Source organism: Pseudomonas sp. NFPP12, from assembly GCF_900103205.1.
Lineage (GTDB): Bacteria > Pseudomonadota > Gammaproteobacteria > Pseudomonadales > Pseudomonadaceae > Aquipseudomonas > Aquipseudomonas protegens.
The window spans coordinates 1,026,682-1,050,289 of record NZ_FMWW01000001.1 but is presented as its reverse complement, the minus strand read 5'-3'; the positions used below and the strand labels follow the sequence as shown (position 1 = coordinate 1,050,289).

At 62.1% G+C, this 23,608-nt stretch carries 19 protein-coding genes; 9 read left to right on the top strand and 10 right to left on the bottom strand.

The features are described from left to right. Positions 1 to 18: 18 nt before the first annotated feature. Entirely contained in the window at positions 19 to 1,722 is a 1,704-nt protein-coding gene (locus tag BLS75_RS04470) for a long-chain-fatty-acid--CoA ligase (RefSeq protein WP_015635569.1), read from the top strand. Between the two features lie 81 nt (positions 1,723 to 1,803). Here the strand turns inward: BLS75_RS04470 and BLS75_RS04465 are convergent, their stop codons facing one another. From BLS75_RS04465 to BLS75_RS04450, 4 genes are read right to left on the bottom strand one after another with little or no spacing between them, the layout of a single operon-like run. Then, on the bottom strand, positions 1,804 to 3,099 hold the full coding sequence (locus BLS75_RS04465) for an efflux RND transporter periplasmic adaptor subunit (protein WP_015635570.1): 1,296 nt from the start codon (positions 3,097 to 3,099) through the stop codon (positions 1,804 to 1,806). After that, positions 3,089 to 4,579 carry a TolC family protein gene (locus BLS75_RS04460; RefSeq protein WP_011061234.1) on the bottom strand — a complete coding sequence of 497 codons (1,491 nt, stop codon included), beginning with the start codon at positions 4,577 to 4,579 and terminating at the stop codon, positions 3,089 to 3,091. The genes BLS75_RS04465 and BLS75_RS04460 overlap by 11 nt, the downstream gene beginning before the upstream one ends. Beyond that, positions 4,572 to 5,771, bottom strand: coding sequence for an ABC transporter permease (locus BLS75_RS04455; protein ID WP_072450405.1), 1,200 nt, complete (start codon positions 5,769 to 5,771; stop codon positions 4,572 to 4,574). The genes BLS75_RS04460 and BLS75_RS04455 overlap by 8 nt, the downstream gene beginning before the upstream one ends. Further along, entirely contained in the window at positions 5,768 to 6,472 is a 705-nt protein-coding gene (locus BLS75_RS04450) for an ABC transporter ATP-binding protein (protein ID WP_072450403.1), read from the bottom strand. Before BLS75_RS04450 ends, BLS75_RS04455 begins: the two co-directional genes overlap by 4 nt. Positions 6,473 to 6,827: 355 nt before the next feature. Here BLS75_RS04450 and BLS75_RS04445 point away from each other — a divergent pair, with 355 nt between their 5' ends. Together BLS75_RS04445 and BLS75_RS04440 are read left to right on the top strand one after the other, a co-directional pair. Further along, a complete protein-coding gene (locus tag BLS75_RS04445; protein WP_011061237.1) occupies positions 6,828 to 7,571 on the top strand; it encodes a TetR/AcrR family transcriptional regulator in 744 nt (247 codons plus the stop codon). Between the two features lie 122 nt (positions 7,572 to 7,693). Then, positions 7,694 to 8,641, top strand: a complete 948-nt coding sequence (locus BLS75_RS04440; protein ID WP_072450401.1) for an alpha/beta fold hydrolase — start codon at positions 7,694 to 7,696, stop codon at positions 8,639 to 8,641. A 118-nt stretch (positions 8,642 to 8,759) separates the two neighbouring features. On the opposite strand, the gene BLS75_RS04435 is transcribed toward BLS75_RS04440, so the two are convergent. From BLS75_RS04435 to BLS75_RS04425, 3 genes are read right to left on the bottom strand one after another with little or no spacing between them, the layout of a single operon-like run. Beyond that, positions 8,760 to 10,073 (bottom strand): NAD(P)/FAD-dependent oxidoreductase, encoded by a 1,314-nt coding sequence (locus BLS75_RS04435; protein ID WP_072450400.1) that lies wholly within the window; start codon positions 10,071 to 10,073, stop codon positions 8,760 to 8,762. Then, a complete protein-coding gene (locus tag BLS75_RS04430; RefSeq protein ID WP_072450398.1) occupies positions 10,070 to 11,158 on the bottom strand; it encodes a polyamine ABC transporter substrate-binding protein in 1,089 nt (362 codons plus the stop codon). The genes BLS75_RS04435 and BLS75_RS04430 overlap by 4 nt, the downstream gene beginning before the upstream one ends. 47 nt (positions 11,159 to 11,205) lie before the next feature. Next, a complete protein-coding gene (locus BLS75_RS04425; RefSeq protein WP_011061241.1) occupies positions 11,206 to 12,564 on the bottom strand; it encodes a glutamine synthetase family protein in 1,359 nt (452 codons plus the stop codon). Between the two features lie 163 nt (positions 12,565 to 12,727). On the opposite strand from BLS75_RS04425, the gene BLS75_RS04420 reads away from it, so the two are divergent. Further along, positions 12,728 to 13,642: a helix-turn-helix domain-containing protein gene (locus tag BLS75_RS04420; protein WP_072450396.1), complete on the top strand. Its 915-nt coding sequence runs from the start codon at positions 12,728 to 12,730 to the stop codon at positions 13,640 to 13,642. Between the two features lie 30 nt (positions 13,643 to 13,672). On the opposite strand, the gene BLS75_RS04415 is transcribed toward BLS75_RS04420, so the two are convergent. Further along, positions 13,673 to 16,834: an ATP-binding protein gene (locus BLS75_RS04415; protein WP_239690638.1), complete on the bottom strand. Its 3,162-nt coding sequence runs from the start codon at positions 16,832 to 16,834 to the stop codon at positions 13,673 to 13,675. A 55-nt stretch (positions 16,835 to 16,889) separates the two neighbouring features. Beyond that, positions 16,890 to 17,516: a response regulator transcription factor gene (locus tag BLS75_RS04410; RefSeq protein ID WP_072450392.1), complete on the bottom strand. Its 627-nt coding sequence runs from the start codon at positions 17,514 to 17,516 to the stop codon at positions 16,890 to 16,892. Positions 17,517 to 17,951: 435 nt separating this feature from the next. On the opposite strand from BLS75_RS04410, the gene BLS75_RS04405 reads away from it, so the two are divergent. The 3 genes from BLS75_RS04405 (at position 17,952) to BLS75_RS04395 (ending at position 20,249) form a co-directional block, all read left to right on the top strand. Beyond that, the gene (locus tag BLS75_RS04405; RefSeq protein WP_072450390.1) at positions 17,952 to 18,377 is read left to right on the top strand and encodes a response regulator transcription factor; all 426 of its coding nucleotides are present in this window, start codon (positions 17,952 to 17,954) and stop codon (positions 18,375 to 18,377) included. Between the two features lie 222 nt (positions 18,378 to 18,599). Further along, complete coding sequence (locus BLS75_RS04400) at positions 18,600 to 19,334, top strand: response regulator transcription factor (RefSeq protein ID WP_072450388.1); 735 nt, start codon at positions 18,600 to 18,602, stop codon at positions 19,332 to 19,334. A 165-nt stretch (positions 19,335 to 19,499) separates the two neighbouring features. Then, positions 19,500 to 20,249 (top strand): SDR family NAD(P)-dependent oxidoreductase, encoded by a 750-nt coding sequence (locus tag BLS75_RS04395; RefSeq protein ID WP_072450387.1) that lies wholly within the window; start codon positions 19,500 to 19,502, stop codon positions 20,247 to 20,249. 3 nt (positions 20,250 to 20,252) lie between these two features. Here the strand turns inward: BLS75_RS04395 and BLS75_RS04390 are convergent, their stop codons facing one another. Next, the gene (locus BLS75_RS04390) at positions 20,253 to 21,170 is read right to left on the bottom strand and encodes an AraC family transcriptional regulator (protein ID WP_065364024.1); all 918 of its coding nucleotides are present in this window, start codon (positions 21,168 to 21,170) and stop codon (positions 20,253 to 20,255) included. A 130-nt stretch (positions 21,171 to 21,300) separates the two neighbouring features. On the opposite strand from BLS75_RS04390, the gene BLS75_RS04385 reads away from it, so the two are divergent. Beyond that, a complete protein-coding gene (locus BLS75_RS04385) occupies positions 21,301 to 22,773 on the top strand; it encodes an aldehyde dehydrogenase family protein (protein WP_072450385.1) in 1,473 nt (490 codons plus the stop codon). A gap of 225 nt (positions 22,774 to 22,998) precedes the next feature. Then, on the top strand, positions 22,999 to 23,586 hold the full coding sequence (locus BLS75_RS04380; protein WP_072450384.1) for a fimbrial protein: 588 nt from the start codon (positions 22,999 to 23,001) through the stop codon (positions 23,584 to 23,586). The last annotated feature ends 22 nt before the right edge of the window (positions 23,587 to 23,608 follow it).

Below are 23,608 nucleotides of genomic sequence, written 5' to 3'. Positions count from 1 at the left end.
ATAACAAGGAGACTGCCAATGAGTGTCGTGAGCCTGCAACCCGTCGAGCGTATCTGGCTGAACGCTTACCTGCCGGGAGTGCCCAGCGATATCGAAGCCGAGATCGACCGTTACCCGTCGCTGCGGGAAGTGTTCCTCGAACACGTGGACAAGTATCGCCAACGGGTGGCCTATGTGAGCATCGGCACCGAGATGGGCTACGACCTGTGGGAGAAGCGGGTATTCGCTTTCGCCGCCTGGTTGCAGTCCAAGGGGGTGAAGAAGGGCGACCGGGTGGCGTTGATGATGCCCAACTGCCTGCAATACCCGATCTGCCTGTTCGGCACCCTGCTGGTGGGGGCCGTGGTGGTCAACGTCAACCCGCTGTACACGGCTCACGAACTGCGGCACCTGCTCAAGGACAGCGGCGCCGAGACCGTGGTGATCTTCGAGAATTTCGCCCACACCCTGGAACAGGCGATGCCGGGCAGCCAATTGAAGAACATCGTGGTGGCCGCCATCGGTGACCTGCTGGGCACCTTCAAGGGCGCAGCCCTGAACTTCGCCTTGCGCCATGTGCAAAAGCAGGTGCCGAAATTCAACCTGCCGGGGGCCATCCGCTTTCCGGCGATGATGAAGCTGGCCAGCGTGCTGGAGCACCGCCCGGTGGAACTCAAGCAGGACGACATCGCCTTCCTGCAATACACCGGCGGCACCACCGGCGATGCCAAGGGTGCCATGCTCACGCACCGCAACATCCTCGCCAACCTGATGCAGGCCAAGGCCTGGGTCGGTGACCAGCTGGACGAGAACCAGCAGGAAACCAACGTCACCCTGTTGCCGCTGTACCACGTGCTGTCGCTGACGGTGAACTGCCTGATGTTCATGTGCCTGGGCGGGCGCAACATCCTCATCGCCAACCCGCGTGATGTGAAACGGGTGCAGATGATCCTGCGCAAGGAAAAGTTCAGCGGCATCGTCGGGGTCAACACCCTGTTCAATGGCCTGCTGGAGAACGAAGAGTTTCGCGGCCGGGATTTCTCCGACCTGAAGCTGGCGATTGCGGGCGGCATGGCCACCCACACCTCGGTGGCCCGGCGCTGGAAGGAAGTCACCGGGGTGCCGATCATCGAAGGCTACGGCCTGACCGAGTGCTCGCCGGTGGTGAGCATCAGCCCGATCGACATTGCGCGCATGCGCGAAGGCGATTTCACCGGGACCATCGGCGTACCGCTGCCTTCGACCTGGGTGCGCTTCGTGCGCGAGGACGGCCAACTGGCCGAGCTGGGCGAGGAGGGCGAGCTGCAGGTACGCGGGCCGCAGGTGATGAAGGGCTACTGGCAGCGCCCGGAGGAAACCGCCAAGGTTCTGGACCGCCACGGCTGGCTGTCCACCGGGGATGTCGGGGTGATGAACGAGCAGGGCTTCATTCGCCTGGTGGACCGCAAGAAGGACATGATCCTGGTCTCCGGTTTCAACGTGTACCCCAACGAGATCGAGGATGTGGTGGCCCTGCACCCCGGGGTGGCGGAAGTGGCGGCGATTGGCGTCGAGGATGATGTGACCGGCGAGAAAGTGAAGATCTTCGTCGTGCGCAAGGACCCGGCGCTGACCCAGGACCAGTTGCTGGCCCACTGCCGGGAATACCTCACCGGCTACAAAGTGCCGCGCTATGTAGAGTTCCGTACCCAAGAGCTGCCCAAGACCACCGTGGGCAAAGTCCTGCGCCGCGCCCTGCGCTGACCCGCAGGAGCCGGCTTGCCGGCGAAGAGGCCCCTGGGCCTTGCGCCGTTTCCAAGGGCGCCTTCGCTGGCAGGCCAGCGCCTACAAGGCGTTGGGCAGGCGGACCTGGCCCGGTTGCAGGCCAAACACTTCCACGCCCTCCGGGGTCGATTGGCCCACGGTCACCGGCACCCGCTGGCCTGGTTGATCGGCCGTTGCCCGGTATTCCACGCTCATGCCGTCGGCGTCGCGCTGGATCGCCGCAGGCGGCAGCACGATGGCCTGGTCGTTGCGGTAGGTGACGATAGTCAGCCGCGCGCTCATGCCCAGGCGCACCCGTTGCAGTTGTTCGCGGCTGAGCTTGGGCACCGACAGGGTCACCGGGAATTGCGCTCCGGCACCTGCGGTTTCGTTGGGCAGGGCCAGGCTGCTGACGATATCCACCACGCCTTCCAGGCGTTCACCATCAAATCCGTCACCGAGAATTTCCACGCGCTGCCCCTGGTGCAGTTGGTTGATGTCCAGCTCCGACACCTTGCTGACGATCTTCAGCTGTTCGATGTTGGCCAGGCCGAACAGCACTTGCCCCGGGCTCAGGCGTGAACCGGTCTGCACCGGACCGTTGGCGGCACCGGCGGTGTTCGGGCCCGCGCCGCCATTGGGTGGCGGCACCACGATGCCGGCAAAGGGGGCGACCACGTTCTTGTGCTCCAGCAGCTTGCGCAGGGCGTCGTACTTGACCGTGGCGTTGGTCAACTCCATTTCGGCAATCTGCCGGTATTCCCCTGTGCCCTGGTTCAGCGCCTGCTGCAATTCACTCTGGGCGGCGGCCAGGTCCAGGCGCTGCATCTGTGCCTGTTGCTCCTGATCGTTGAGCTCGTTGCGCGGAATGATTCCGCGCTGGAACAGGTTCTGGCTTTCCCGCAGCTTGCGTTCGGTATTGGCCAGGGACATCTGCGAGTTGCGCAGGGTACGGCGGGCCCGGGTGACCACGGCGCCGTTGTTCCAGTCCTGCAGCTCCTGGACGGTGCGGCGGGCCTTGAGCAAGGTGGAAAGGGCTTCGCGCGACTGGATCTCCACCAGCCCCGGGTCCATCTGCAAAAGGACCTGGCCGGCCTCTACGCGCTGGCCCTGTTCCACCAGGCTGGCCTGCACATTGCCTTCGAACGGGGCGGTGAGGACCACGGTCTTTTGGGGTTCGATCTTGCCCACCAGGCCGATCTGGTGAGTCAGTACCGTGCCTTGCACGCTGACCCAGCGGGCCTCGCTGGCCGGAGTGCTGGCGGGGGACTGGAGGGTGACCAGGGCAGCGGCGCCCACGGCGAGGGCGACGGCCAGGGCCAGCGCTTGCAGGGTATGGCGACGGCGCTTGCTCGCCTGCGGCTTGTCAGAAGTCATTGAGCGCAATGTCCCAGCTCTCCAAAGTCATGCCCAGGGTCAGGTCCAGTTGCGTCTGGGCGTTCAGGTAGGCGATCAGCGCATTGAGCCGGGCATTCTCGGCGTTGCGCAGGTCACCCTCGAAACTCAGCACCTGGAAGTTGCTGGAACGGCCGGCACTGAGCTTTTCCCGTTCGATGTCCAGCTTGCGCTTGGACAGTTCGCTGGCGCGCTGGGCAATCTCGTACTGGCGCCAGCGGGTGCCCAGGTCGCGCACCACGTTGTTGACGTCACGCTCCAGCACCTGGCGGGCATCGGCCAGGAGGATTTCCTGGTTCTCCACATTGACCCGGGCGTGGACCTCGGCCTGGCGGGTACTCAGGTCGCCAATGGGAATCTGCACCTGGACCCCGGCGTAGCTGTCCCAGCGCCGGTCCGAACCGTTGCTGGTGTCATTGTCATAGCGGCTGCGGGTCTGGTTGGCCCCGGCCACCAGGGATACGTCCCAGCGCGACTGGTCCTTGGCGATCACCAGGTTCAGATCGGCCTGCTGGCTGCCCAGCAGGGTAGCCAGGTATTCGGGCTGCTGGATCTGCGCAAGGCGCAGGGCCTCGCGCTGGTCGATGCTGATCTTGGCCGCCTGCAGGGCCTCGCTGGCGTGGATCCGGCTGGACATGTCCAGGGCCAGCAGACGCAGCAGCGACAGGCGGTTGACGTCCACCTGGTTGCGCGCTTCCTCCACCCCCAGCTCCTGGCTGGCGATGTCGGCTTCGGTCTGCACGATCTCGAACTCGGCCATGCGCCCGGCGCTGATCAGCGCGCGGTTGACTTCCAGCAGGGCATTGGCGCGCTTGAGGGCTTCCTGGGCGATGGTCAGCTGTTCCTGGGAGCGCAGCAGCTCGCGGTAGGTGGTAATGATCGCGGTGATCGTCTGGGCGACCCCGGCCTTGAGGTTGAGGCGGTTGCTTTGTTCGGTGATGCGCGCCAGGCGCAACGGCGCGGTGGTCACGTCCCAGCCGGCGCCGCGCAGCAATGGCTGGATGATCGCCAGGTCCAGGCCGTCGCTGCGCTGGCGGCCGGCCCGATCGGCTTTGTTCAGGTCCTGGATCCAGGCCATGCTCAGGCGTGTGCCGTACTCGCTTAACAGGCTGGTGGCCGGGGCCATGTTGAGGTTCTGCGTGGTGTCGCTGCTGCCCCGGGTGGTGCGGTAGTTGCCGGTGATCAGCAGCTTGGGGTTGAACACATCCTCGGCCACCCGCAGGTCGAACTTCTGCGCCACCCGCTGCAGGTACGAACTGCGGATGCTGCGGTTGTTGCGCAAGCCCAGGTAGACCGCGTCCCCCAGGGTCAGGTCGGTGACCTGCTGGCTGAGCAGGGCGCTGCGCGAGTAGTCGCTGCGCATGGTGGGAGCGGAAGGGCGATCCACCCGCTCATCGGCGCTGAGCGCCGGCAAGTACAAAAGGCACAGGCAGGCGAGTGTTCGCAGGCGCCAGTCATTCATCGCGCAACGCCTCCACCGGTTGCAGTCTGGATGCCGAAATGGCCGGGTACAGGCCGAAAAACAGGCCCACCAGCAGGGTGCTCCCGATCCCCAGCGGCAGTGCGGCTCCCGCCAGGGAGAAGTGCCAGCCGGACATCCGGGCGTAGATAAAGGCCGAGGCGACGCCCAGTATCGCCCCCGACAGGGCGCCGACTGCGGTCAGGCTGACCGCCTCCAGCAGGAACAGGTTGCGGATGTCCTTTTGCCGGGCGCCCAGGGCCATGCGGATGCCGATCTCGCGGCGGCGCTCCGAGACATTCATCAGCATCACGTTCATCACCCCCACGCCACCCCCCACCAGGGAAATGCCGCCCAGGGCCATCAGCAGGTAGCCAAAGGTGCGGCTCTGCCGGGTCATGCCGTCGATGATCTGCTGCGGGACCTGCACTTCCACCTCACGTCCGCGCAGGATTTTTTTCAGGGCCTGGGTCATGGCCGCGGCGACCTGCTCCATGTTCTGGCCACCGGCGACCCGGGTCACCACGTTGTCGATCTGTGGCGAAGGGAAAATCCTCCGCATGCTGCCCTGGGGCAGGAACACCGAATCATTGGCCTGGATTGGCACCAGCACCGCGCTGGGCTGGTTCTGCAGGATACCGATGACCAGGAACAGGTAGTCGTTGATCCGCACCCGGTCCCCCAGTTGCAGCGGGGCCCCGGCGGCGCCCAGGGTCTGAGCCACCTGATAGCCGATCACCGCATAGATTTCGTTCTGATCGAAGTCCGAGAGAAAGCGCCCCTCACGCAACTGCAGGCGCATGGCCGGCGCCAGCTCGGCGGTCGCGCCCACCACACTGGCGTTGGCGGAGCGGCCATTGCGGATCAGCGTGGCGCTGAGCAACACCGTCGGGGCAATGTTGACCAGGCTAGGCACCGCCTGGCTCAGCGCGCGGGTGTCCAGGGCCGCGGGCAGTGGCGTGCGGCTGTCGGCGCTGGCGGGAAAGCGGGCCACCAGGGTGTCGGTGCCCATGTTCTGGAAGATCGCCGCGGCATCCTCGGCGGCGTTGTGGCCGATGTTGATCAGTGCCACCACCGAGGAACTGCCGATGACGATGCCCAGCAGGGCCAGGATCGAACGCTTGCCCAGGGTGCGCAGGCTGACGAAGGCTTCGTGCAGCAACTGGCTGGCGCTTTGCTCGACCTTGAGGCTCATGCCGGGCAGACCTCCTGCACCACGCCATTGGTGACACGGATCTGCCGTTCCAGGCGCTGGGCGATATTGGGGTCGTGGGTGACGATGATCAGGGTCACCCGGCGCTCGCGGTTCAGCGCCAGCAGCAGGTCCATGATGTCCTGGGCGGTGTGGCTGTCGAGGTTGCCGGTGGGTTCGTCGGCGAGGATCACCGAGGGTTCGCCCACCAGTGCCCGGGCGATCGCCACCCGCTGGCGCTGGCCGCCGGAAAGGTCCGCCGGGCGGTGGTCGGCGCGTTGCCCGAGGCCTACCTGGTCGAGCATGTGCATGGCCCGCTCCAGGGAATCACGCCGGGCCACGCCGCGGTAGCTCAGGGGCAGGGCGACGTTGTCCAGGGCGCTGAGACGCGGCAGCAGGTTGAAGCTCTGGAACACGAAGCCGATCTGCTGGTTGCGGATCGCCGCCAACTGGTCGGGGCTGGCGCGGAAGATATCGTGGCCGGCAAAGTGGTAGTCGCCGCTGTCGGGCAGATCCAGCAGGCCGAGAATGTTCAGCAGGGTGCTTTTGCCGGAACCGGAGGAACCCAGGATGGCGCAGCTTTCACCGGCGTCGATGCAAAGGGAGACGTTCTTGAGAATGTGGAGCGGTTGCTCCGCCAGCCGATAGCTCTTGCCTATGCCCTGCAGGGAGATAAAACCTTGCTCGATTATCGTCTCTGTCATCGCTTACCGCGCCGGCTGGCTCGACTGGCTGCTTGAACAACCACGGGGCGCAGGGATCACGCAACAGGGGTATTCAGGGGCAGGGCCAAGCTCTGGTTTTATTTATTATTTTAAAAACATTGTTTGAATAGTAACTGCGTTCATCCTGCCACGCCAGCCGTCTGAACCGGGTAATTGAGGGCTTTTTCCAGGTTTTTTTGCGGAGAAACCCGTGGGTCACAAAAAGGCCGGTGGCCACCGTGACGGTCCCTCGGGCGCTTGCTTTTAGGGCTTCTCGCAGGTATAAAAAATCAAATTTTTTTTTAAAACACTGTTCGAACGGTCAGTTTTTCATCCCAGCAAAGGTTAGTCCTCCATGGTCGCCAAGAAACTCAGTGCCCCCAATGTCACCAAGACCCGACTGCTGGAAGCGACCGAGGCATTATTTATCAAGTACGGCTACGACGCGGTGCTGCTGCGCCAGATCACCGAGCGGGCCAAGGTCAACCTGGCGGCGGTGAACTACCACTTCGGCGACAAGGATTCGCTGATGAAGGCCCTGTTGATGCAGCGCCTGGGGCCACTCAATGATCAGCGCCTGGAACTGCTGGCCAAGTGCGAGGAACAGGCCGAGGGCCCGCTGGACTGCGAAACCCTGCTGGGGGTGCTGTTCGCCCCGGCCATGGGCCTCGAGCGCAGCGACGAGAGTGGCGGCGTGGAAGGACGCTCGTTCATCCGCTTCCTTGGCCGGGTCTACAGCGACACTTCGCCCTTTATCCAGGAATACCTCAAGGAGCATTACCAGCCGGTGTTCGAGCGCTTCTTCAAGGCCTTTGCCCTGGCTTTGCCGGACCTGCCGCGCAACGAGCTGGGGGTGCGCCTGCAATTTGCCCTCAAGGCAATTTCCGGCGTCATGGCCGGCACCGAGCTGCGCCTGCTGATGCAGGCCATGAGCCTTGGACGCCCGGCCACCGATGCTGAAGTCATGGCCAAGCTCATCAGCCTGGTGTCGGCGGCGATTCGCGCCCCCATGCAGGACCCCGATTCCGAGCAGGCCCTGGAGAAAGTCCTCGATACCCAGCGCCTGATCCGTCAGCAATCCCATTCCCTGGCCGGCTGATTCCAGGCTGAGCCGCCCGGCCCCGACAGCGCAGCAGGATCATTCGGAGCGTCAATGATTCTCGGGGCAGGTGCCCACATCTGCTAGGTTCTGCTCCTTGCATCTGCCTTGGAGCATTCGCCATGAGTTCCTCCCAACAGCATGTTCTGGCCGTCAACGGCATCGAACTCAGTGTGCGGGTCAGCGGCCCGGAACACGGGCAGCCGGTATGGCTGCTGCACGGTTTTCCCGAGTGCTGGCATTCCTGGCGCCATCAAGTGCCGGCCCTGGTGGCAGCGGGGTTCCGGGTGTTCGTCCCGGAAATGCGTGGCTATGGCCGCAGCTCGGCTCCCGAGGCGGTGCAGGCCTACGACCTGCTGACCCTGTGCGCCGATATCCAGCAGGCCATGCACGCCTTCGGCCAGCAGCGGGTGTGCATCGTCGGCCACGACTGGGGCGCCCCCGTGGCCTGGCACCTGGCGCTGCTGGAGCCGCAGCGGGTGGCGGCGCTGGTGACCCTGTCGGTGCCCTTTGCCGGGCGGCCGAAACGCCCGGCCAGCGAGATCATGCGCCAGGTGCACGGCGAGCATTTCAACTACATCCTCTACTTCCAGCCGCCGGGAGTGGCCGAGGCGGAACTGGACGCCGATATAGACGCCAGCCTGCGCCTGTTCATGGGCAATGTCGGTGCATTGCTGCAACCCAAGCCGGCCGATGCCCGGTTGTTCGACGGGGTGACGGTGCCCGCAGGGTTGCCGCAGTGGTGCAGCGAGGAGGATTTCCAGGCCTATCGCCAGACCTTTGCCGGGCGCGGCTTTCGCGGTGCCCTGAACTGGTACCGCAATTTCGAGCGGACCTGGAAGCGCACCGAGTTCCTGGCCGATACCCAGGTCCAGCAACCGACCTTGTTCCTGCTGGGCGACCAGGACCCGGTTGGTGTACTGGAAGCCCATACCCTCAAGCGCATGCCGGGCAAGGTGGCGGACCTTGAGCAGCACCTGCTGGCGGACTGCGGGCACTGGATCCAGAACGAACGGCCACAGCAGGTCAATGCCCTGTTGCTGGATTTCCTGCAGCGCCGGTTCACCTAGGGAGCCTGCCGCCCCGCAGGAGCTGGCGTGCCAGCGAACGCGCCAGCAGGTGCGGCGCAAGGTGTTCGCCGGCAAGCCGGCTGCTACGAGGCCGGGTGGTGCCAGCGAAGGGGGCCGATCAACCGAGCATTTCCCGCATCCGGTGCCAGAGCATGCCCAGGGCCAGCAGTGGTGCCCGCAGGGCCGGGCCGCCGGGGAAGGTCATGTGCGGTACGCCGCTGAACACGTCCAGGCCGCGACTGTGGCCGGCATGGATGGCCTCGGCCAGTAGCCGCGCAGTCCAGTGGGTGACGTTCAGGCCATGCCCGGAATAGCCCTGGGCGTAGTACACATTGGGGTACTGCGACAGGCGCCCGACCTGGGGGAAGCGATTGGCGGTGATGCCGATCTTGCCGCCCCATTGGAAGTCGATCGCCACATCCTGCAACTGCGGGAAGACCTTGAGCATCTTGGGTCGCATGTAGCCGGCAATATCCGCCGGATCACGCCCCGAATAGTGGCAGGCACCGCCGAACAGCAAGCGCCGGTCCGCGGTCAGGCGGTAGTAGTCCAGGCCGACTTTCTGGTCGCACAGCGCCAGGTTGTCCGGGATCAGTTGCCTGGCCCGGGCCTCGGCCAGCGGCTCGGTGGCGATGATGTAGCTGCCCGCCGGCAGCACCTTGCCACTGAGCCGCGGCTCGAGGTCTTCCAGGTGGGCATTGCAGGCCAGCACCAGGTGCCCGGCAGTGACGGTGCCGGTCGCGCAGCGCACTTTCACACTGTCGCCGTGGGTCAGTTCCAGCACCGGGCTCTGCTCGAAGATCCTCACCCCCAGGGACGCTGCCAGCCGCGCTTCGCCCAGCACCAGCTTGAGCGGGTGCAAGTGCCCAGAGCCCATGTCCACCAGCCCCCCGGCATACGCCGAGGAGGCCACCACCTGCTGCATGTCCTGGGGCGCCACCAGCCGAGTGGGGTGGCGGTAGCCCAGCCTGACCAGGCTATCCTGCTCGGCCTGGAAGGCGGCGAACTGGGCCGGGGTGTTGGCCAGCTCACAGAAGCCCCAGCGCAGGTCGCAGTCGATGGCATGTTCGCTGATGCGCTGGCGTACCACCTCCACCGAGTCGATGCCGGCCTGCTCGAGGTATTTCACCCCTTCCTGGCCGACGTAGCGGGCAAAGCCTGTGACCTCGTGGCCAATGCCGCGGATCAGTTGGCCGCCGTTGCGCCCGCTGGCGCCCCAGCCGATGCGCCGGGCTTCCAGGAGGATCACCGAGAGCCCGCGCCGGGCCAGCTCGATGGCGGTGTTGACCCCGGTGAAACCGCCGCCGATCACGCAGACGTCGGCGCTCGGTTGGCCCTCCAGCGATGGGTAGCCGGGCAGGCTGCCGGCCGAGGCGGCGTAGTAGGAGCGGGCATGCCCGTTGGCGCTGCCCGAAAGGTTTGGCTGAATCATTTGTTGGACTTCACTTTGCTCCAGGAGCGGGTCATCAAGCGCATGATGGCCGGCGACTGGGTGGTGGAGATGTACAGCTTGTCGAGCACGGCCTGAGGTGGATAGACCTCGGGGTTGTTCACCAGGTCGGTCTCCATGTACTGCTGGGAAGCCGGGTTGGGGTTGGCGTAGCCGACATAGGCGCTGACCTTGGCGATCACTTGCGGGTCCAGCAGGTAGTTGATGAAGGCGTGGGCTTCCTTGACGTTGCCGGCATCGGCGGGAATCGCCAGCAGGTCGAACCACAGGTTGCTGCCTTCCTTGGGAATCGAGTAGGCGATGTTCACCCCGTTCTTGGCTTCCTTGGCCCGGTTGGCGGCCTGGAACACGTCGCCGGAGTAGCCGAAGGCAATGCAGATATCACCGTTGGCCAGATCCGAAACGTACTTGGAGGAGTGGAAGTAGGTGATGTAAGGGCGCAGGGTCAACAGCTTGGCCTCGGCCTTCTTGTAGTCCTCGGGGTTCTCGCTGCGCGGGTCCAGGCCCAGGTAGTTGAGCACCGCCGGGAACACTTCATCCGGCGAGTCCATCATCGATACCCCGCACTGCTGGAGCTTCTTGAGGTTCGCAGGCTCCAGCAGCACCGCCCAGGAGTCGATCTGGTCGATGCCCAGTACCTGCTTGACCTTGTCGACGTTGTAGCCGATGCCGTTGGTGCCCCAGAGGTAGGGCACCGAGTACTGGTTGCCAGGATCGTTCTGCTCCAGCAGGGCCAGCAGCTTGGGGTCCAGGTTCTTCCAGTTGGGCAACTGCGAGCGGTCGAGCTTGAGGAACGCGCCGGCCTTCACCTGGCGCGCCAGGAAGTGGTTGGAGGGCACTACCACGTCGTAGCCGGTGCGCCCGGCCAGTAGTTTGCCCTCCAGGGTTTCGTTGGAGTCGAAGACGTCGTAGATCACCTTGACCCCGGTCTTGCCCTGGAAGTCGGCGAGGGTGGTCTGGCCGATGTAGTCGGTCCAGTTGTACACGCTGACGCTGGGTTGTGCCTGGACGGCGGTGCTGCACAAGACCGCCAACGCTGCCGGGACCACTGCTTTCAAAAGACGCATATCGACACCTCTTCGGGTTGTTTTTGTTGATTGCAGAATGTGGGTTGTCAGACGCTGAGCAGCAGGAACTCACGCTCCCAGGAACTGATCACGCGCTTGAAGTTCTCGTGTTCGGCACGCTTGACCGCCACGTAGCCGCGCACGAACTTGCGCCCCAGGTACTGCTCGATGGTCGGGCAGTCCTCCATGTGCGCCAGGGCGTCCTCGATAGTGATCGGCAGGCGCAGGTTGCGCCGCTCGTAGGCCCGGCCTTCCACCGCGGCGCTGGGCTCGATGCCCTCGACCATGCCCAGGTAGCCGCACAGCAGGCTGGCGGCAATGGCCAGGTAGGGGTTGGCGTCGGCGCCGGGCAGGCGGTTTTCCACGCGCATGGCGTCGGGGCTTGCGGTCGGAACCCGCAGGCCCACGGTGCGGTTTTCCTCACCCCATTCGACGTTCACCGGGGCCGAGGTGTCCGGCAGGAAGCGGCGGAACGAGTTGACGTTGGGGGCGAACATCGGCAGCAATTTGGGGATGTATTTCTGCAGGCCGCCGATGTGGTGCAGGAACAGCTTGCTTTTCTCACCGTTGGCATCGACGAAGATCGGCTTGCCGGTGTCGATGTCCACCACGCTCTGGTGCAGGTGCATGGCGCTGCCGGGCTCGTCGGCCACCGGCTTGGCCATGAAGGTGGCGGTGACGTTGTGCTTGAGCGCCGCCTCGCGCAGGGTGCGCTTGAACACGGTGATCTGGTCCGCCAGGTCCAGGGCGTCGCCGTGGCGGAAGTTGATTTCCATCTGCGCCGGGCCGTCTTCGTGGATCAGCGTGTCCAGGTCCAGGCCCTGGGCTTCGCACCAGTCGTAGACATCTTCGAACAGCGGGTCGAATTCGTTGGCGGCATCGATGGAGAACGACTGGCGACCGCTTTCCGCTCGGCCGGAGCGGCCCAGGGGAGCCTTGAGCGGCAGGTCCGGGTCTTCGCAGCGCTGGGTCAGGTAGAACTCCATTTCCGGGGCGACGATCGGCTTCCAGCCCTTGTCGGTGTACAGCTGCAGCACTTTCTTCAACACGTTGCGCGGCGACAGTTCAATGGGGTTGCCGAATTTGTCGAAGGTGTCGTGGATGACGATGGCGGTGGGTTCGATGGCCCAGGGCACCAGGTAGATCGATGACGAGTCGGGGCGGCAGACCATGTCGATATCGGCCGGGTCCAGCAGTTCGTAGTACAGGTCGTCGTCGACAAAATCCCCGGTTACCGTTTGCAGCAGGACACTTTCCGGCAGGCGCATGCCTCGCTCATGCAGGAACTTGTTGGTGGGTGCGATCTTGCCGCGGGCAATGCCGGTCAGGTCGCTGACCACGCACTCTACTTCGGTAATCTTGTGATCTTTCAGCCAGGAGGAAAGCTGATCGAAAGGGGCGTTCATAAAGACCTCGATGATTGGTTTTATCTGCTCCGAGGTGAGCGGGAGTATCCCGGCAAGGCTTCCCCTGCGGCGCATTGGCGACTATCTTGGGCGAGCCTTGTTGTTCCATCTATCCACTTTAAGCAGAACCAAAACGCACCAAACGAGTGCGTAAGGTCCCCCGATGACAGCGTCCAATCCGCTTCAGGTCCAAGCGTTCAACACCTTCGATGTCGCCGATCAGATCCGTGCCACCCCGGGTTGGGTCCAGCATTACCAGCAGATGTCCCCTGGCCATTTCAACGGCCTGGTGCGCTACCTGGACCTGCAGGGCGTGGAGATCTACGAGGAATGCATGAACACCCGGGTCGAGCAGAATTTCAGTGCCCCCCAAGGCGCCCTGGCGTTCTGTTTCGACCGCAGCGACAACGCGCTGTACGTGCTCAATGGCGAGAGCCGCAATATCTGGATCACCCCGGAGAACTATCAGGAAGTGGCGGTGGTGTTCGGCCCCGAGTTCGTCCGCGGCCACGGCCTGGGTGTGGAGCGCCTCGACGGGCTGTTCATGGCGCCCCTCAACAGCCAGCAGAACGCCTTGTTCTGCCGCTGGCTGAGCTCGACCCTGACCCGCCTGTCCCAGACCCTCGACCCGCCCAGCCGCGAAGCCCTGACTCAGCAACTCCTGGAAGACTGCCTGTACATCCTCGACAACGCCTGCGTGCGCCTGGACCGCGGCGGCCTGCAACGCCGCAGCGAGGAGCGGGGGATCATGCAACGGGTAGCGCAGTGGGCCGCCGACGTGCCCGAGGAAACCCTCAACCTGCTGGAGCTGTCCCAGGTAGCCGGAGTGTCCCTGCGCCAGTTGCAGAGTGCGTTCAAGGCCTTTACCGGGATGGCCCCCAGCCAATGGCTGCGCCTGCGCCGGCTCAACAGCGCGCACCGCGAACTGCTCAGCCGAGGGCCGACTGAGACCACGGTGGCCGAGGTGGCGATGCACTGGTCGTTCTGGCACCTGGGGCGGTTTTCCAGCAGTTACCGGGCGCTGTTCAAGGAGCTGCCGAGCCAGACCCTGAAACGCAGTGCCGTGCCGCGTCGCTAGGGCGTGCGCCCGGGCCTTGCGGGCGAGCTCTCAGTACACTTGCAATGACTGGTTGAGGTCGCGCAGGGCCTTATCCAGCCGGGCCACCGCGGTGGACAATTGCTGCTCCTGGGCCGCCTCGACCACCAGTTCTTCCAGGCTGACGCACAGCTCCAGCAAACCTTGGGTATTGAGCAGGTAGGCCGTGCCCTTGAGCTTGTGGGCGATGGCTTTCAGGGCCTGGCGATTGCCACTGGCCAGGGCCTTGCTCAAGGCCTGCAGTTCCTCGTTGTTGCTGTTGATCACGTGCTCGGCCAGAGCGGCGTGGATGTCGCCGTTCAACGACGGCACCGCGTTCTGCGCCTGGGGGGGCGTCAGGCTCAGCTTGGGGATCAGGCGGTTCAGCCCGGCAAGGCTGATCGGCTTGGCCAGGGCACTGTCCATGCCCGAAGCCAGGCAGCGTTCCAGTTCCTCAAGCTGGGCGCTGGCGGTCAGGCCGATGATGGTGCAGGGGCGCACCCCCATCTGGCCCTCCATGCGCCGGATCGCCTGGCTCATCTCATGGCCGCTCATCTGCGGCATGTTGCAGTCGGTGATGATGATATCCACGTCATGCTCCTGCCACATCGCCAGGCCTTCCAGGCCGTTGTAGGCGATCAGGGCCTCGTGTCCCAGGTAGTTGATCTGCTGGTTGAGCAGGTACTGGCTGGGCAGGTGGTCCTCGACGATCAACACGCACAGGGGTTGGTCGGTGCTGTTGAGCACCGCTTGTTCCGCGCTGTCGGTGGCGCTGCTGCGCTCGTCGGCAACGCGCTGAAAACAGGCCTTGAAGGTCATGCGGGTACCTACGCCAAGTTCGCTCTGGACTTGCAGGCTGCCGTTCATCAGCTGGGTCAGCGAATGACTGATGGACAGGCCCAGGCCCGACCCGGCGTTGGGGTTGCTGACCACGCTGTCGACCTCGAAGAACGGGATGAAGATCTTCTGGATCTGCGAAGCCGGAATCCCCGGGCCGGTGTCGATCACTTCGACATGGAAGTTGAGAAAGTGTTCATCTTTCACCTGGCCCAGGCAACGGATATGGATCTCGCCCTGTTCGGTGAACTTGATCGCGTTACTCAGCAGGTTGGAGATGATCTGCTTGAACTTCAGGCCATCGATCCACACTTGCACAGCGGCCCAGGCATCGAACTGCAGGTGGATGTCCAGGTGCTTCTGGCGAGCCAGGCCATCGAAGACATTGGCCACCGATTCGATCAGGTCCTTGAGGCTGGCGGCTTCCGGGCGCAGGGTCAGGCGCCCGGATTCGATCCGCGAGATATCCAGGATATGGCCGATCAGCGCCAGCAGGTTCTGCGCCGACTCGTAGGCGATATGCACGGAGCGGGTATTGAGTTCGCGGTCGTTGTCACGGGTCAGCACCAGCTCCAGCATCCCGACGATGGCGCTCAGCGGGGTACGGATCTCATGGCTCATGGTGGTCAGGAACACGGTCTTGCTGCGGCTGGCATGCTCTGCGGCTTCTTTGGCATCGCGCAACTGGTCGAGGATCAACTGGCGCTGCAGCAGGTCCAGGCGCTTGCGAATGATCCGTCGTCGCTGGCTCAGAATCCACCAGGCCGCCAGTATCAGCATCAGGCCCAGGCTGCCCAGGATTTTCCAGGTGAAGGCCGTCACACCTTTCCAGTAGCTGTCGTCGGTGCTGCCGCTGGCGCGCCAGCGACCCAGGACCTGCAGGTATTCCTGAGGGCTGATCTCGGCCATGGCCTGGTCGATGATGGCGATCAGTTGCTGCTGGCTTTGCGGTGCGGCGAAGGCGATCCGGGCTTCCTGGCCTTGCATCATGCCGTGAATCTTCAGGCTGTTCTGGAGCCTGAAGGACAGGTAGTAGTTGGCCAGGTTGGCCGGTGCCAGGGTGAAATCCGCCTTGCCTTGGCGCACCCGGTTGAGGGCCTCGGCAACGGTGGACGTCTGCTGGACCCATAGCCGTGGATAGCGCTCGCGCAGGTCCTCGCTCTGCAGGTAGCCGGAGGCAAGCGCCACGGAGCCGATGGAGTCGCGGTTCAGCGGTGCCAGGGGCGGGGCATCGGTCTTGCGCACAATCACATAGGGCGTGGTGACGATAGGCCGGGTATACAGGTAGGACGCACGCCTGGGGTTGGCGCGGGCCAGTACGCTGAGGTCCGCACGGCCTTCGCGCAGGCGGGTGTCGACCTGCTTGAGCGAGCCGACCCGGGAGACCTCGAAGCGCAGCCCGCTCTTGCGCCGGATGAGGTCCAGAAGGTCCGAAGCGATGCCGTTGAACAGCCCGCGGCTGTTGAAAAACGCATAGGGCGCCAGGTCGTCGCTGATCACCAGTCGCACCGGCGGTGCATGCTCCAGCCAGAGACGCTGATCGGCGTCCAGGCGTTCGCGAAAACTGTTGGGTTCGCAGTTACCCGTACCCCCCCACATCTGCAGCGCCGATATCACTTGGCAGCGCTTGATGCCGCCCAGGGCTCGCTCGAGCAGCTGTTGCAGGTGGGTATTGTCACGGGCCACGGCAAACCCGACCCGGATTTCCGGCAACCGTGCACTGTGGCTGATCACCAACTGGTCGCTGAACAATTGGCTGGATAGATACCCTGTAGACAGCGAGTCCCCCAGGTAGATGTCTGCGTCGCCATCGAGTACCGAGCCCATGGCGGCGCGGGGGGAATCGTACAGCTGGATCAGGCCCCGTCCACCGGTGCGCAGATAGAGCTCCAGGGCCATGCCGCGGGTCGCGGCGATCCGTGTCCTGGAGATGTTCGCGCGATAGTCCCGCAGGTCGCCGCTCTCGGCATACAGGGCCAGTTCGGTGACCGCGTAGCTCGGGCTCAGCCGAACCTGGTAATCCTCGGCTTCCACCTGGGTAGCGCTGTCCACCAGGTCGACCTCGCCACTGCGCAAGGCGTGATAGGCGGCATCCGTATTGGGGTAGGTGCGGACTTCTACGGGGATCGCCAGCTCGCGCTGCAAGGCCCCCAGGTAGTCGGCCCCTATGCCTTCGAGTTCATGGCGCTGGTTGATTTCCCGGTAGGGGGGCAGGTCGCCACTGACGATGCCGACCAACAGGGCCTCTTTGTTACGCAGCCAGGTCTGCTCATCGATGCTGGGGCGAATATCGAGGAAGTCCAGCGGCTGGCGGGCACGGATCTTCACCCCGTCCTGCGCGAATACCGGCAGGGCCAACCACAATATCAGTACGAAAAACAGTGAGCGCGGCAGTAACCTCACATCAGGTTACTCAGACCAGTTCGTTCTGCCTGGCGATGTTCACCAGATCCACCACCGAAGTGACCCCAAGCTTGCTCAAGATATTGATCTTGTGGCCGCTGACGGTCTTGTTGCTCAGGTGCAGTTTCTCGGCGATCTCAAGATTGGTCAGACCTTCAGCGAGCAGCTTGAGGACTTCCAGTTCGCGATTGGTCAGCGCCGCCAGGACGTCGCTGCTGTGTTTGCCGCGGCCGCCATCGCTGAACGGCATCGACTTCTTTGGGAAGAACACGTAGCCCTCGACGATGGTGTCCACTGCCTTGAGCAGTTTGGTCAGGGGTTCGTTCTTGCTCACGAAACCACTGGCTCCGGCTTGCAGGCAGCGCATGGCATAGGTGTCGACGGACTGGGCGGTGAACACCAGCACCCGCACATCCAGGTTCGCCTGGGCGATGCGCTTGAGCACCGTGAGGCCGTCCATTTTTTCCAGGCTGACATCCAGGATTACGATGTCCGGCTTCAGCGACAGGATCATGTTCAGAGCGCTGATACCGTCGGCAGTTTCGCCAACAATGGAGTAGCCCTGAGTCTCCAGGGTTTTGCGAATCGCCTCACAGACTACCGGGTGATCATCGACGATCAGTACACTTTTACTCATGCCAGGTTATCCAGAATCAAAATATCTAGGTAATTAAGTGAGCCAACAACGGTCAGCGCCTTGATGAAATCTGAGGCTGGTTGAGATTTTTCTCTGACCTAGGGCGGATTTGAGGAAAGCCCAAATAAGAAAATGATGCCGAATAAGCCCCTCAGGGTCATCAGAATGTCACTGGCAGGCTAGCAGGAAGCAACCTGAGTACTGCCAAGAAAATTCCTGTTTTCGAATCCATTGCTTCGGGTTGACGGGCTCTTGGCAGCGATCTCGACTAGATGAATGCAATTCAAGACTATTCCTAAAGCCCATCCCCAACGCAGAGCCTATCTTGCCCTGTCATTCAGGCAGGCACAGGGCGAGCCTGAGTGGAGGGCTGCATTCTAGTGCACTGTGCCAGCGGTGTGACGGCCCACTATTTTCCTGAGGTCGAACCAAGCGATGTTGAAGTTAAGGGTAGGGGTACTGGAGCAACATAATATTGTCCGTCACGGCCTGTACACGCAGCTGTCCAGACAGTCGGTTCTGTGCCTGAGTGAGTTTTTCAATTTCGCCGACATGTTGGAGGCACTGGAACAAGAGCAACTGGACGTGTTGATGATCGGCCATCTGATGGATCGCGACCCGATTCATCTGGTACGGAACTTGAATATCCGTTACCCCGATCTGAAAATACTCGTGCTGCTGAACCGTCCCGATCCTGTAATTGCCTCGCGCCTGCAGGCCGTGGGCGCACATGGGGTGATGTCCAAGACGCAGTCTTTGCCGGACTACGCTGATGCGCTGCGAAGCCTGGCCCGCGGCGAGCGCTATGCCATGTTCAGCGAGGGCCGGGCAAGCATGGAAAAGCCACTCTACGACGCCTAGCCGAATAGACCGCGTCGCCCTCGATTCAAGATTTTCTTTGGAAAACTTCAAGACGTTTCTTGTTATGGCGAGGCGGCCGGCGCTCTAGAGTACCCGGCACTGGTGACCTGAAAGACTGTCGCAAGGCCGTGACAGTCGGTGGACAAGGACCACTCGGACTAGAGGCTTGAGCGGATGGAATATCCAGTTCTGAAGACCACCATCGAACGTTCTGGAGGCGCTATGTCACTTGCTGTCAACAAGCCCTTGCGCATTGCAGTGCTGGACGATCACGCATTGATTCGCATGGCAATGCAGCTACAGCTGCAGAGTGTAGGGGATTTCCAGCTGGTGGGTTTGTACGCCAGCAGTGGTGAGCTGATCTCGGCTCTGCGAGATACCGAATTGGACCTGCTGGTGCTCGATTACCAGCTGCAGGAATGCGACCTGGATGGCCTGCGCCTGATCCGCCTGTTGCGCAACAAATACCCGCATTTGCTGATCCTGGTGTCCTCGGCCACCGAGACGCCGTTTTTCGTCAAGCAGATCATCGATATCGGAGCCAATGGCTTTCTCGGCAAATCACAATCCCTGGATGACCTGATTCCGGCTATCCGCACGGTAGCCAGCAAGCGGCTCTATCTGTCGCCGTTGCTGGCTTTCGCCGTGCAGCACCCGCCAATCGGCCCCGCCGCCGAGCCGGGCAGCCCACCATTGACCAGCCTTGAGACCCTGTCCCCCAAGGAAAACGAAGTCTTGCGCTGCTTTTTGGATGGCCTGCGGATCTCGCAGATCGCCAGCAAGTTTTCCCGCAGCATCAAGACCATCAGCGGGCAGAAGCAGGCCGCGTTCAGAAAGCTGGGGATCCGTACCGACGCCGAGCTGTTCAAGGTGCAGCGCAAGCTGGACCTGCATATTGCTTCCCGCGAGCCGGCAGACGAGCTTGCCCAGGACGACGCGTCCCAACTGCCCCCTTAATTGGCCCGGAGCACTGTCCAGATCGCCGATGAACGCTCTGGACGCTGACGCAAGTTTCCTGGCTTCTCAGCCATTAACAGCCTCGTACCCCATGCTTAAGCTGAACCTCTCGTCCAGTGCCTCCGGGCAATTGGGTCATTGAACCCCGAAGGGAAAAGCTCAAGCATGAAAAGATTGGAAAAGAAAGTTGCACTGGTGACAGGGTCTTCCAAGGGTATTGGCGCGGACATCGCCAAGCAGTTGGCTCGCGACGGCGCCACGGTGATCGTCAACTACGCTCGCAGCAAGGCCGACGCCGACGCTGTGGTGGCGCAGATCTTGGAGCAGGGCGGCAGGGCCTATGCGATCCAGGCCGATGTGGCCAGGAGCCTTGAGGTCAAGACCCTGTTCAAGACCATAGGGCATCTGTACGGCCGCCTCGATATCCTGGTCAATAACGCCGGGGTCTATTCCACCGGCTCACTGGTGCAGGTCACTGAAGACGAGTTCCATCGGCATTTCGACCTAAACGTATTGGGTCTGATTCTGTGTTGCCAGGCGGCGTTGGACTGCTTCAACCCACAAGGGGCGAGCATCATCAATGTCAGTTCCAGCGTCACCTCCTTCACCCCGGCCAATTCGGCGATCTACACCGCTTCCAAGGGGGCGGTGGATGCGATAACTCGCACCCTGGCCAATGAGCTGGGACCCAGGAACATCCGGGTCAACTCGGTCAACCCGGGGCTTGTGATGACTGAGGGGGTGCTCTCCAGCGGCTTCTTCGCAGATGAGTTCCGCACCAAGATCGAGACACTCACGCCTCTGGGGCGCATTGGCGTGCCCCGGGACATTTCGCCGGCGGTGGCCTTCCTGGCCTCGGACGATGCCAGTTGGATCACTGGCGAAACCCTGGTCATCGGCGGTGGTTTGCGCTGAGCGCTACAGGCTCTGCTGGCCGCGCTGATAATGGCGCGGGGCTTCGCTCATCACGCGTTTGAAGGCGGTACTGAAGGCGCTTTCGGACTCATAGCCCAGGGAGAAGGCGATGCTGGAGATACTGTCGTCGGAATTGCGCAAGCGGTCGCTGGCCAGCAGCATTCGCCAGCGGGTCAGGTACTCCATGGGAGCAACCCCGACTACGGTCTTGAACCGCTGAGCAAAGGCCGAGCGCGACATGTTGGCCAGGCGTGCCAGTTCTTCCACGCTCCAGCGCCGCGCTGGCTCACCATGCAGTGCACTGATGGCGGCACTCAGGTGTCGGTCGGCCAGGCCGGCGAACCAGCCGGTGCCATCGCTGCCCAGGGTTCCCAGGTGAGCACGCAGCACCTCCACCAGCATGATGTGGGCCAGGTGTTCGGTCATCAATGAACGTCCCGGCTTGTGCTGGTGCAGTTCCGAAGTAAAGCGCTCCAGGGCCCAGCGCAGAATCGAGGCCTGGGCCGAGACACCGGTCAGGTGCACCAGGGACGGTAGGGTACTGAGCAGGACTTGGGCCGGGACCCCGGTGAACTCGAAGCGTCCACCTACCAACTGGGTATCGGCGCCGCAGTAGTCAAGGGTGATTTCGTCTTCAGCGATCCGTTGGAAGTAGGAGGCGGAATCCATCGGGACCTGGTTCATATCGCTGTAAAGGGCAAAGGGCACGCCCCGGGTCATGAGGAAACAGTCACCTTGTTGCAAGCGTTGCGGCTGTTGTTCGCCTGCAACTAATAGCCAGCAGCCACCTTGAACTACGGTAGTGAACTTGATTCCGGCATTCTCGGGAAAACTGAACGCCCAATCACCCGCCATTCTTAATGTTGCGGAGTGATAGTTGCGAATTCGCAATAAAGAAAGAACGCCTGAAAGCGGATCCATTGGTTGCCCTTTGAGGGTTTTGAAAATGGGAGGTGAATGTTAACACCGTGATTATCCTGATGGATATATAAAGTCGCGCATCGACTTGCCCGAAATCGTTATGAAAGTTGTAACTTGAAAAGGAATAAACATGAATATCCAATTAGATGAAGTCTATGGTCCGTTGATTAACGGTGTATTTGAGAATCGTGACAAACAGGCATTGCCCGCCCTGGATCCGGCCACCGGAAAGTGCCTGGCGACTATTCATTACTGTGACGCTCAAGACGTCGATAGAGCGGTGAATGCGGCGCAGGCGGCCTTTGCCGGATGGAATGCATTGGGTCAGCAGGAACGGGGTCGATTGCTCAATGCCCTGGCCGACGCGGTGGAAGCGGACAGTGAGCGCTTGGCGCGGATCGATGCCCATGACGTGGGGCGTTGCATCAGCGAGGTACGCAAGGATTACCAGACTGCGGTACGTCACTACCGCTACTTTGCCTCGGTGATCATGGCCCATGAAGACCATGGCCGAGAGATCCCCGGTGGCTACGCCCTGGGCAAGCGCGAGCCCCTGGGGGTGTGCGGGCAGATCATCCCCTGGAATGCGCCGGCGATCATGGCATCGTTCAAGCTGGCGCCAGCCCTGGCGGCTGGCAACACCGTGGTACTCAAGCCTGATGAAAATGCTTCGCTGTCGACCCTGGAACTGGGCAAGCACATCACGCGGATTTTCCCGGCTGGGGTGGTCAATATCGTCACCGGCCTGGGGGAAGTCGTAGGTGCAGCCCTGAGCCAGCACCCCAAGGTGCGCAAGTTGTCCTTTACCGGCAGCACCGAAGTGGGGCGCATCGTTGCGCGAGTAGCGGCCGACCGGCTGGTGCCGGCGACCCTGGAACTGGGTGGCAAGAGCGCCAACATCGTGTTCCCGGATATCGATGACCTGGATGCCGTGGTAGACAACGCCACCTTCGCAGCGATCCACAATAACGGGCAGTCATGCCTGGCCGGCACTCGGCTGTTCGTCCATGACGCTATCTTCGAGACGTTCAAGCAAAAGCTGATCGAGTCATTCCAGCGGGTCAGCGTGGGTTCGCCGCTGGATGAAAATGCGCGGGTCAGTTGCCTGGTATCGGCCAGGCAGGGTGAAAAAGTCCTGGAGTACATTGCCCTCGGAGTGCAGGAGGGGGCTGAGCTGCTGGTGGGCGGAGCCCGGGTCGAGGTGCCGGATTGCCCGGCGGGCTACTTTATCCAGCCCACGGTTTTCGAGGTCCGCAATGACATGCGCATCTGCCGGGAAGAGATCTTCGGCCCCGTGCTGTCACTGATCCGCTGGAGCGATTACGAGCAGATGATCGCCCAGGCCAATGACTCTGAATACGGTCTGGCCGCCGGTATCTACACCAGCAACCTGAAGCACGCCATGGATACCGCCAATCGCCTGGAGGCCGGTTCAGTGTGGATCAATCGCTATTCCAACATCAGCGACGGCACGGCGTTCGGTGGCTACAAGAACAGCGGTATTGGCCGCGAGTTCAGCCGCGAAACCCTGAATGCCTACACCCAGATCAAGACCATCACGGTCCAGGCTGAGGTGCCGGCGCCCTGGTTTGCACCGCGCTGAATCGCGAGTGTCATTAAACCGCCTGCTCCCTCCGGGAACAGGCGGTTTTTCTTTTGTAATCAATTAAACAAGCTATGGATTTGTAGGATTAGTCCTACATATTTAGATGATTTATCTTTAGATATAGGGCGATTCCTACGATTGTTGCACTTTCTGTCCTGGGTAAGAATTTGCTCGCTTCCTTTAAGGAGCAATTAAAGCCATCAACTTACACAGAACAAGGAAATGACAGTGTTCAATCCCATGAGAGCTATTCTGGCAATTACTGCCTCTGGCCTTGTTGCCAGTTCCGCAATGGCGGCTGACGGGACAATCAACTTCACGGGTGAAATCAGCAGCGTATCGTGCAGCATTACAGCCGGCGGAGGCACAGGCGGGGGTGGTGCTCAAACCATTACCGTGCCTTTGGGGAAAGTCAGTATTGATTCAATAAAAAACCCCGCAGAGGGCACTATCGCCTCAACTGTTCGAATCAATCTAAATCTGGACTGCGGCTCAACCGGATCGGGTCTTAGCACAGTTGATATGAAGTTTGACCCTGCTGCCGGTTCTGGCATTGATCTCAAGGACCCCAGGCTCTTGAAAACTCTGGGGGCGGGCAAAGGTGTAGGTATCGCGATCTATAATGAAAATAATCAAATAGTAAATATGTCCGCGAACGAAATCATCAGTGGAACATTGACCCAGTCACCTCCAAGTACTGGCACTTATAAGAGTAGCATCAGCTTGCGTGCCGGTTATGTTGCCAATGCTGAAGACTTTGTCGCAGGCAAGGCTGATGGCACCCTGCCGTTTAGCTTGACTTACAAGTAATAGTAAAAAAAAGAGAGGCTGA

Coding starts and splice junctions, on each gene's coding strand:
- BLS75_RS04380 (WP_072450384.1), top strand. CDS start 22,999: ATGACAGTGTTCAATCCCATGAGAGCTATTCTGGCAATTACTGCCTCT.
- BLS75_RS04410 (WP_072450392.1), bottom strand. CDS start 17,516: ATGAGTAAAAGTGTACTGATCGTCGATGATCACCCGGTAGTCTGTGAG.
- BLS75_RS04420 (WP_072450396.1), top strand. CDS start 12,728: ATGACAGCGTCCAATCCGCTTCAGGTCCAAGCGTTCAACACCTTCGAT.
- BLS75_RS04465 (WP_015635570.1), bottom strand. CDS start 3,099: ATGACTTCTGACAAGCCGCAGGCGAGCAAGCGCCGTCGCCATACCCTG.
- BLS75_RS04400 (WP_072450388.1), top strand. CDS start 18,600: ATGTCACTTGCTGTCAACAAGCCCTTGCGCATTGCAGTGCTGGACGAT.
- BLS75_RS04455 (WP_072450405.1), bottom strand. CDS start 5,771: ATGAGCCTCAAGGTCGAGCAAAGCGCCAGCCAGTTGCTGCACGAAGCC.
- BLS75_RS04430 (WP_072450398.1), bottom strand. CDS start 11,158: ATGCGTCTTTTGAAAGCAGTGGTCCCGGCAGCGTTGGCGGTCTTGTGC.
- BLS75_RS04425 (WP_011061241.1), bottom strand. CDS start 12,564: ATGAACGCCCCTTTCGATCAGCTTTCCTCCTGGCTGAAAGATCACAAG.
- BLS75_RS04440 (WP_072450401.1), top strand. CDS start 7,694: ATGAGTTCCTCCCAACAGCATGTTCTGGCCGTCAACGGCATCGAACTC.
- BLS75_RS04395 (WP_072450387.1), top strand. CDS start 19,500: ATGAAAAGATTGGAAAAGAAAGTTGCACTGGTGACAGGGTCTTCCAAG.
- BLS75_RS04390 (WP_065364024.1), bottom strand. CDS start 21,170: ATGGATCCGCTTTCAGGCGTTCTTTCTTTATTGCGAATTCGCAACTAT.
- BLS75_RS04470 (WP_015635569.1), top strand. CDS start 19: ATGAGTGTCGTGAGCCTGCAACCCGTCGAGCGTATCTGGCTGAACGCT.
- BLS75_RS04435 (WP_072450400.1), bottom strand. CDS start 10,073: ATGATTCAGCCAAACCTTTCGGGCAGCGCCAACGGGCATGCCCGCTCC.
- BLS75_RS04460 (WP_011061234.1), bottom strand. CDS start 4,579: ATGAATGACTGGCGCCTGCGAACACTCGCCTGCCTGTGCCTTTTGTAC.
- BLS75_RS04405 (WP_072450390.1), top strand. CDS start 17,952: ATGTTGAAGTTAAGGGTAGGGGTACTGGAGCAACATAATATTGTCCGT.
- BLS75_RS04445 (WP_011061237.1), top strand. CDS start 6,828: ATGGTCGCCAAGAAACTCAGTGCCCCCAATGTCACCAAGACCCGACTG.
- BLS75_RS04450 (WP_072450403.1), bottom strand. CDS start 6,472: ATGACAGAGACGATAATCGAGCAAGGTTTTATCTCCCTGCAGGGCATA.
- BLS75_RS04385 (WP_072450385.1), top strand. CDS start 21,301: ATGAATATCCAATTAGATGAAGTCTATGGTCCGTTGATTAACGGTGTA.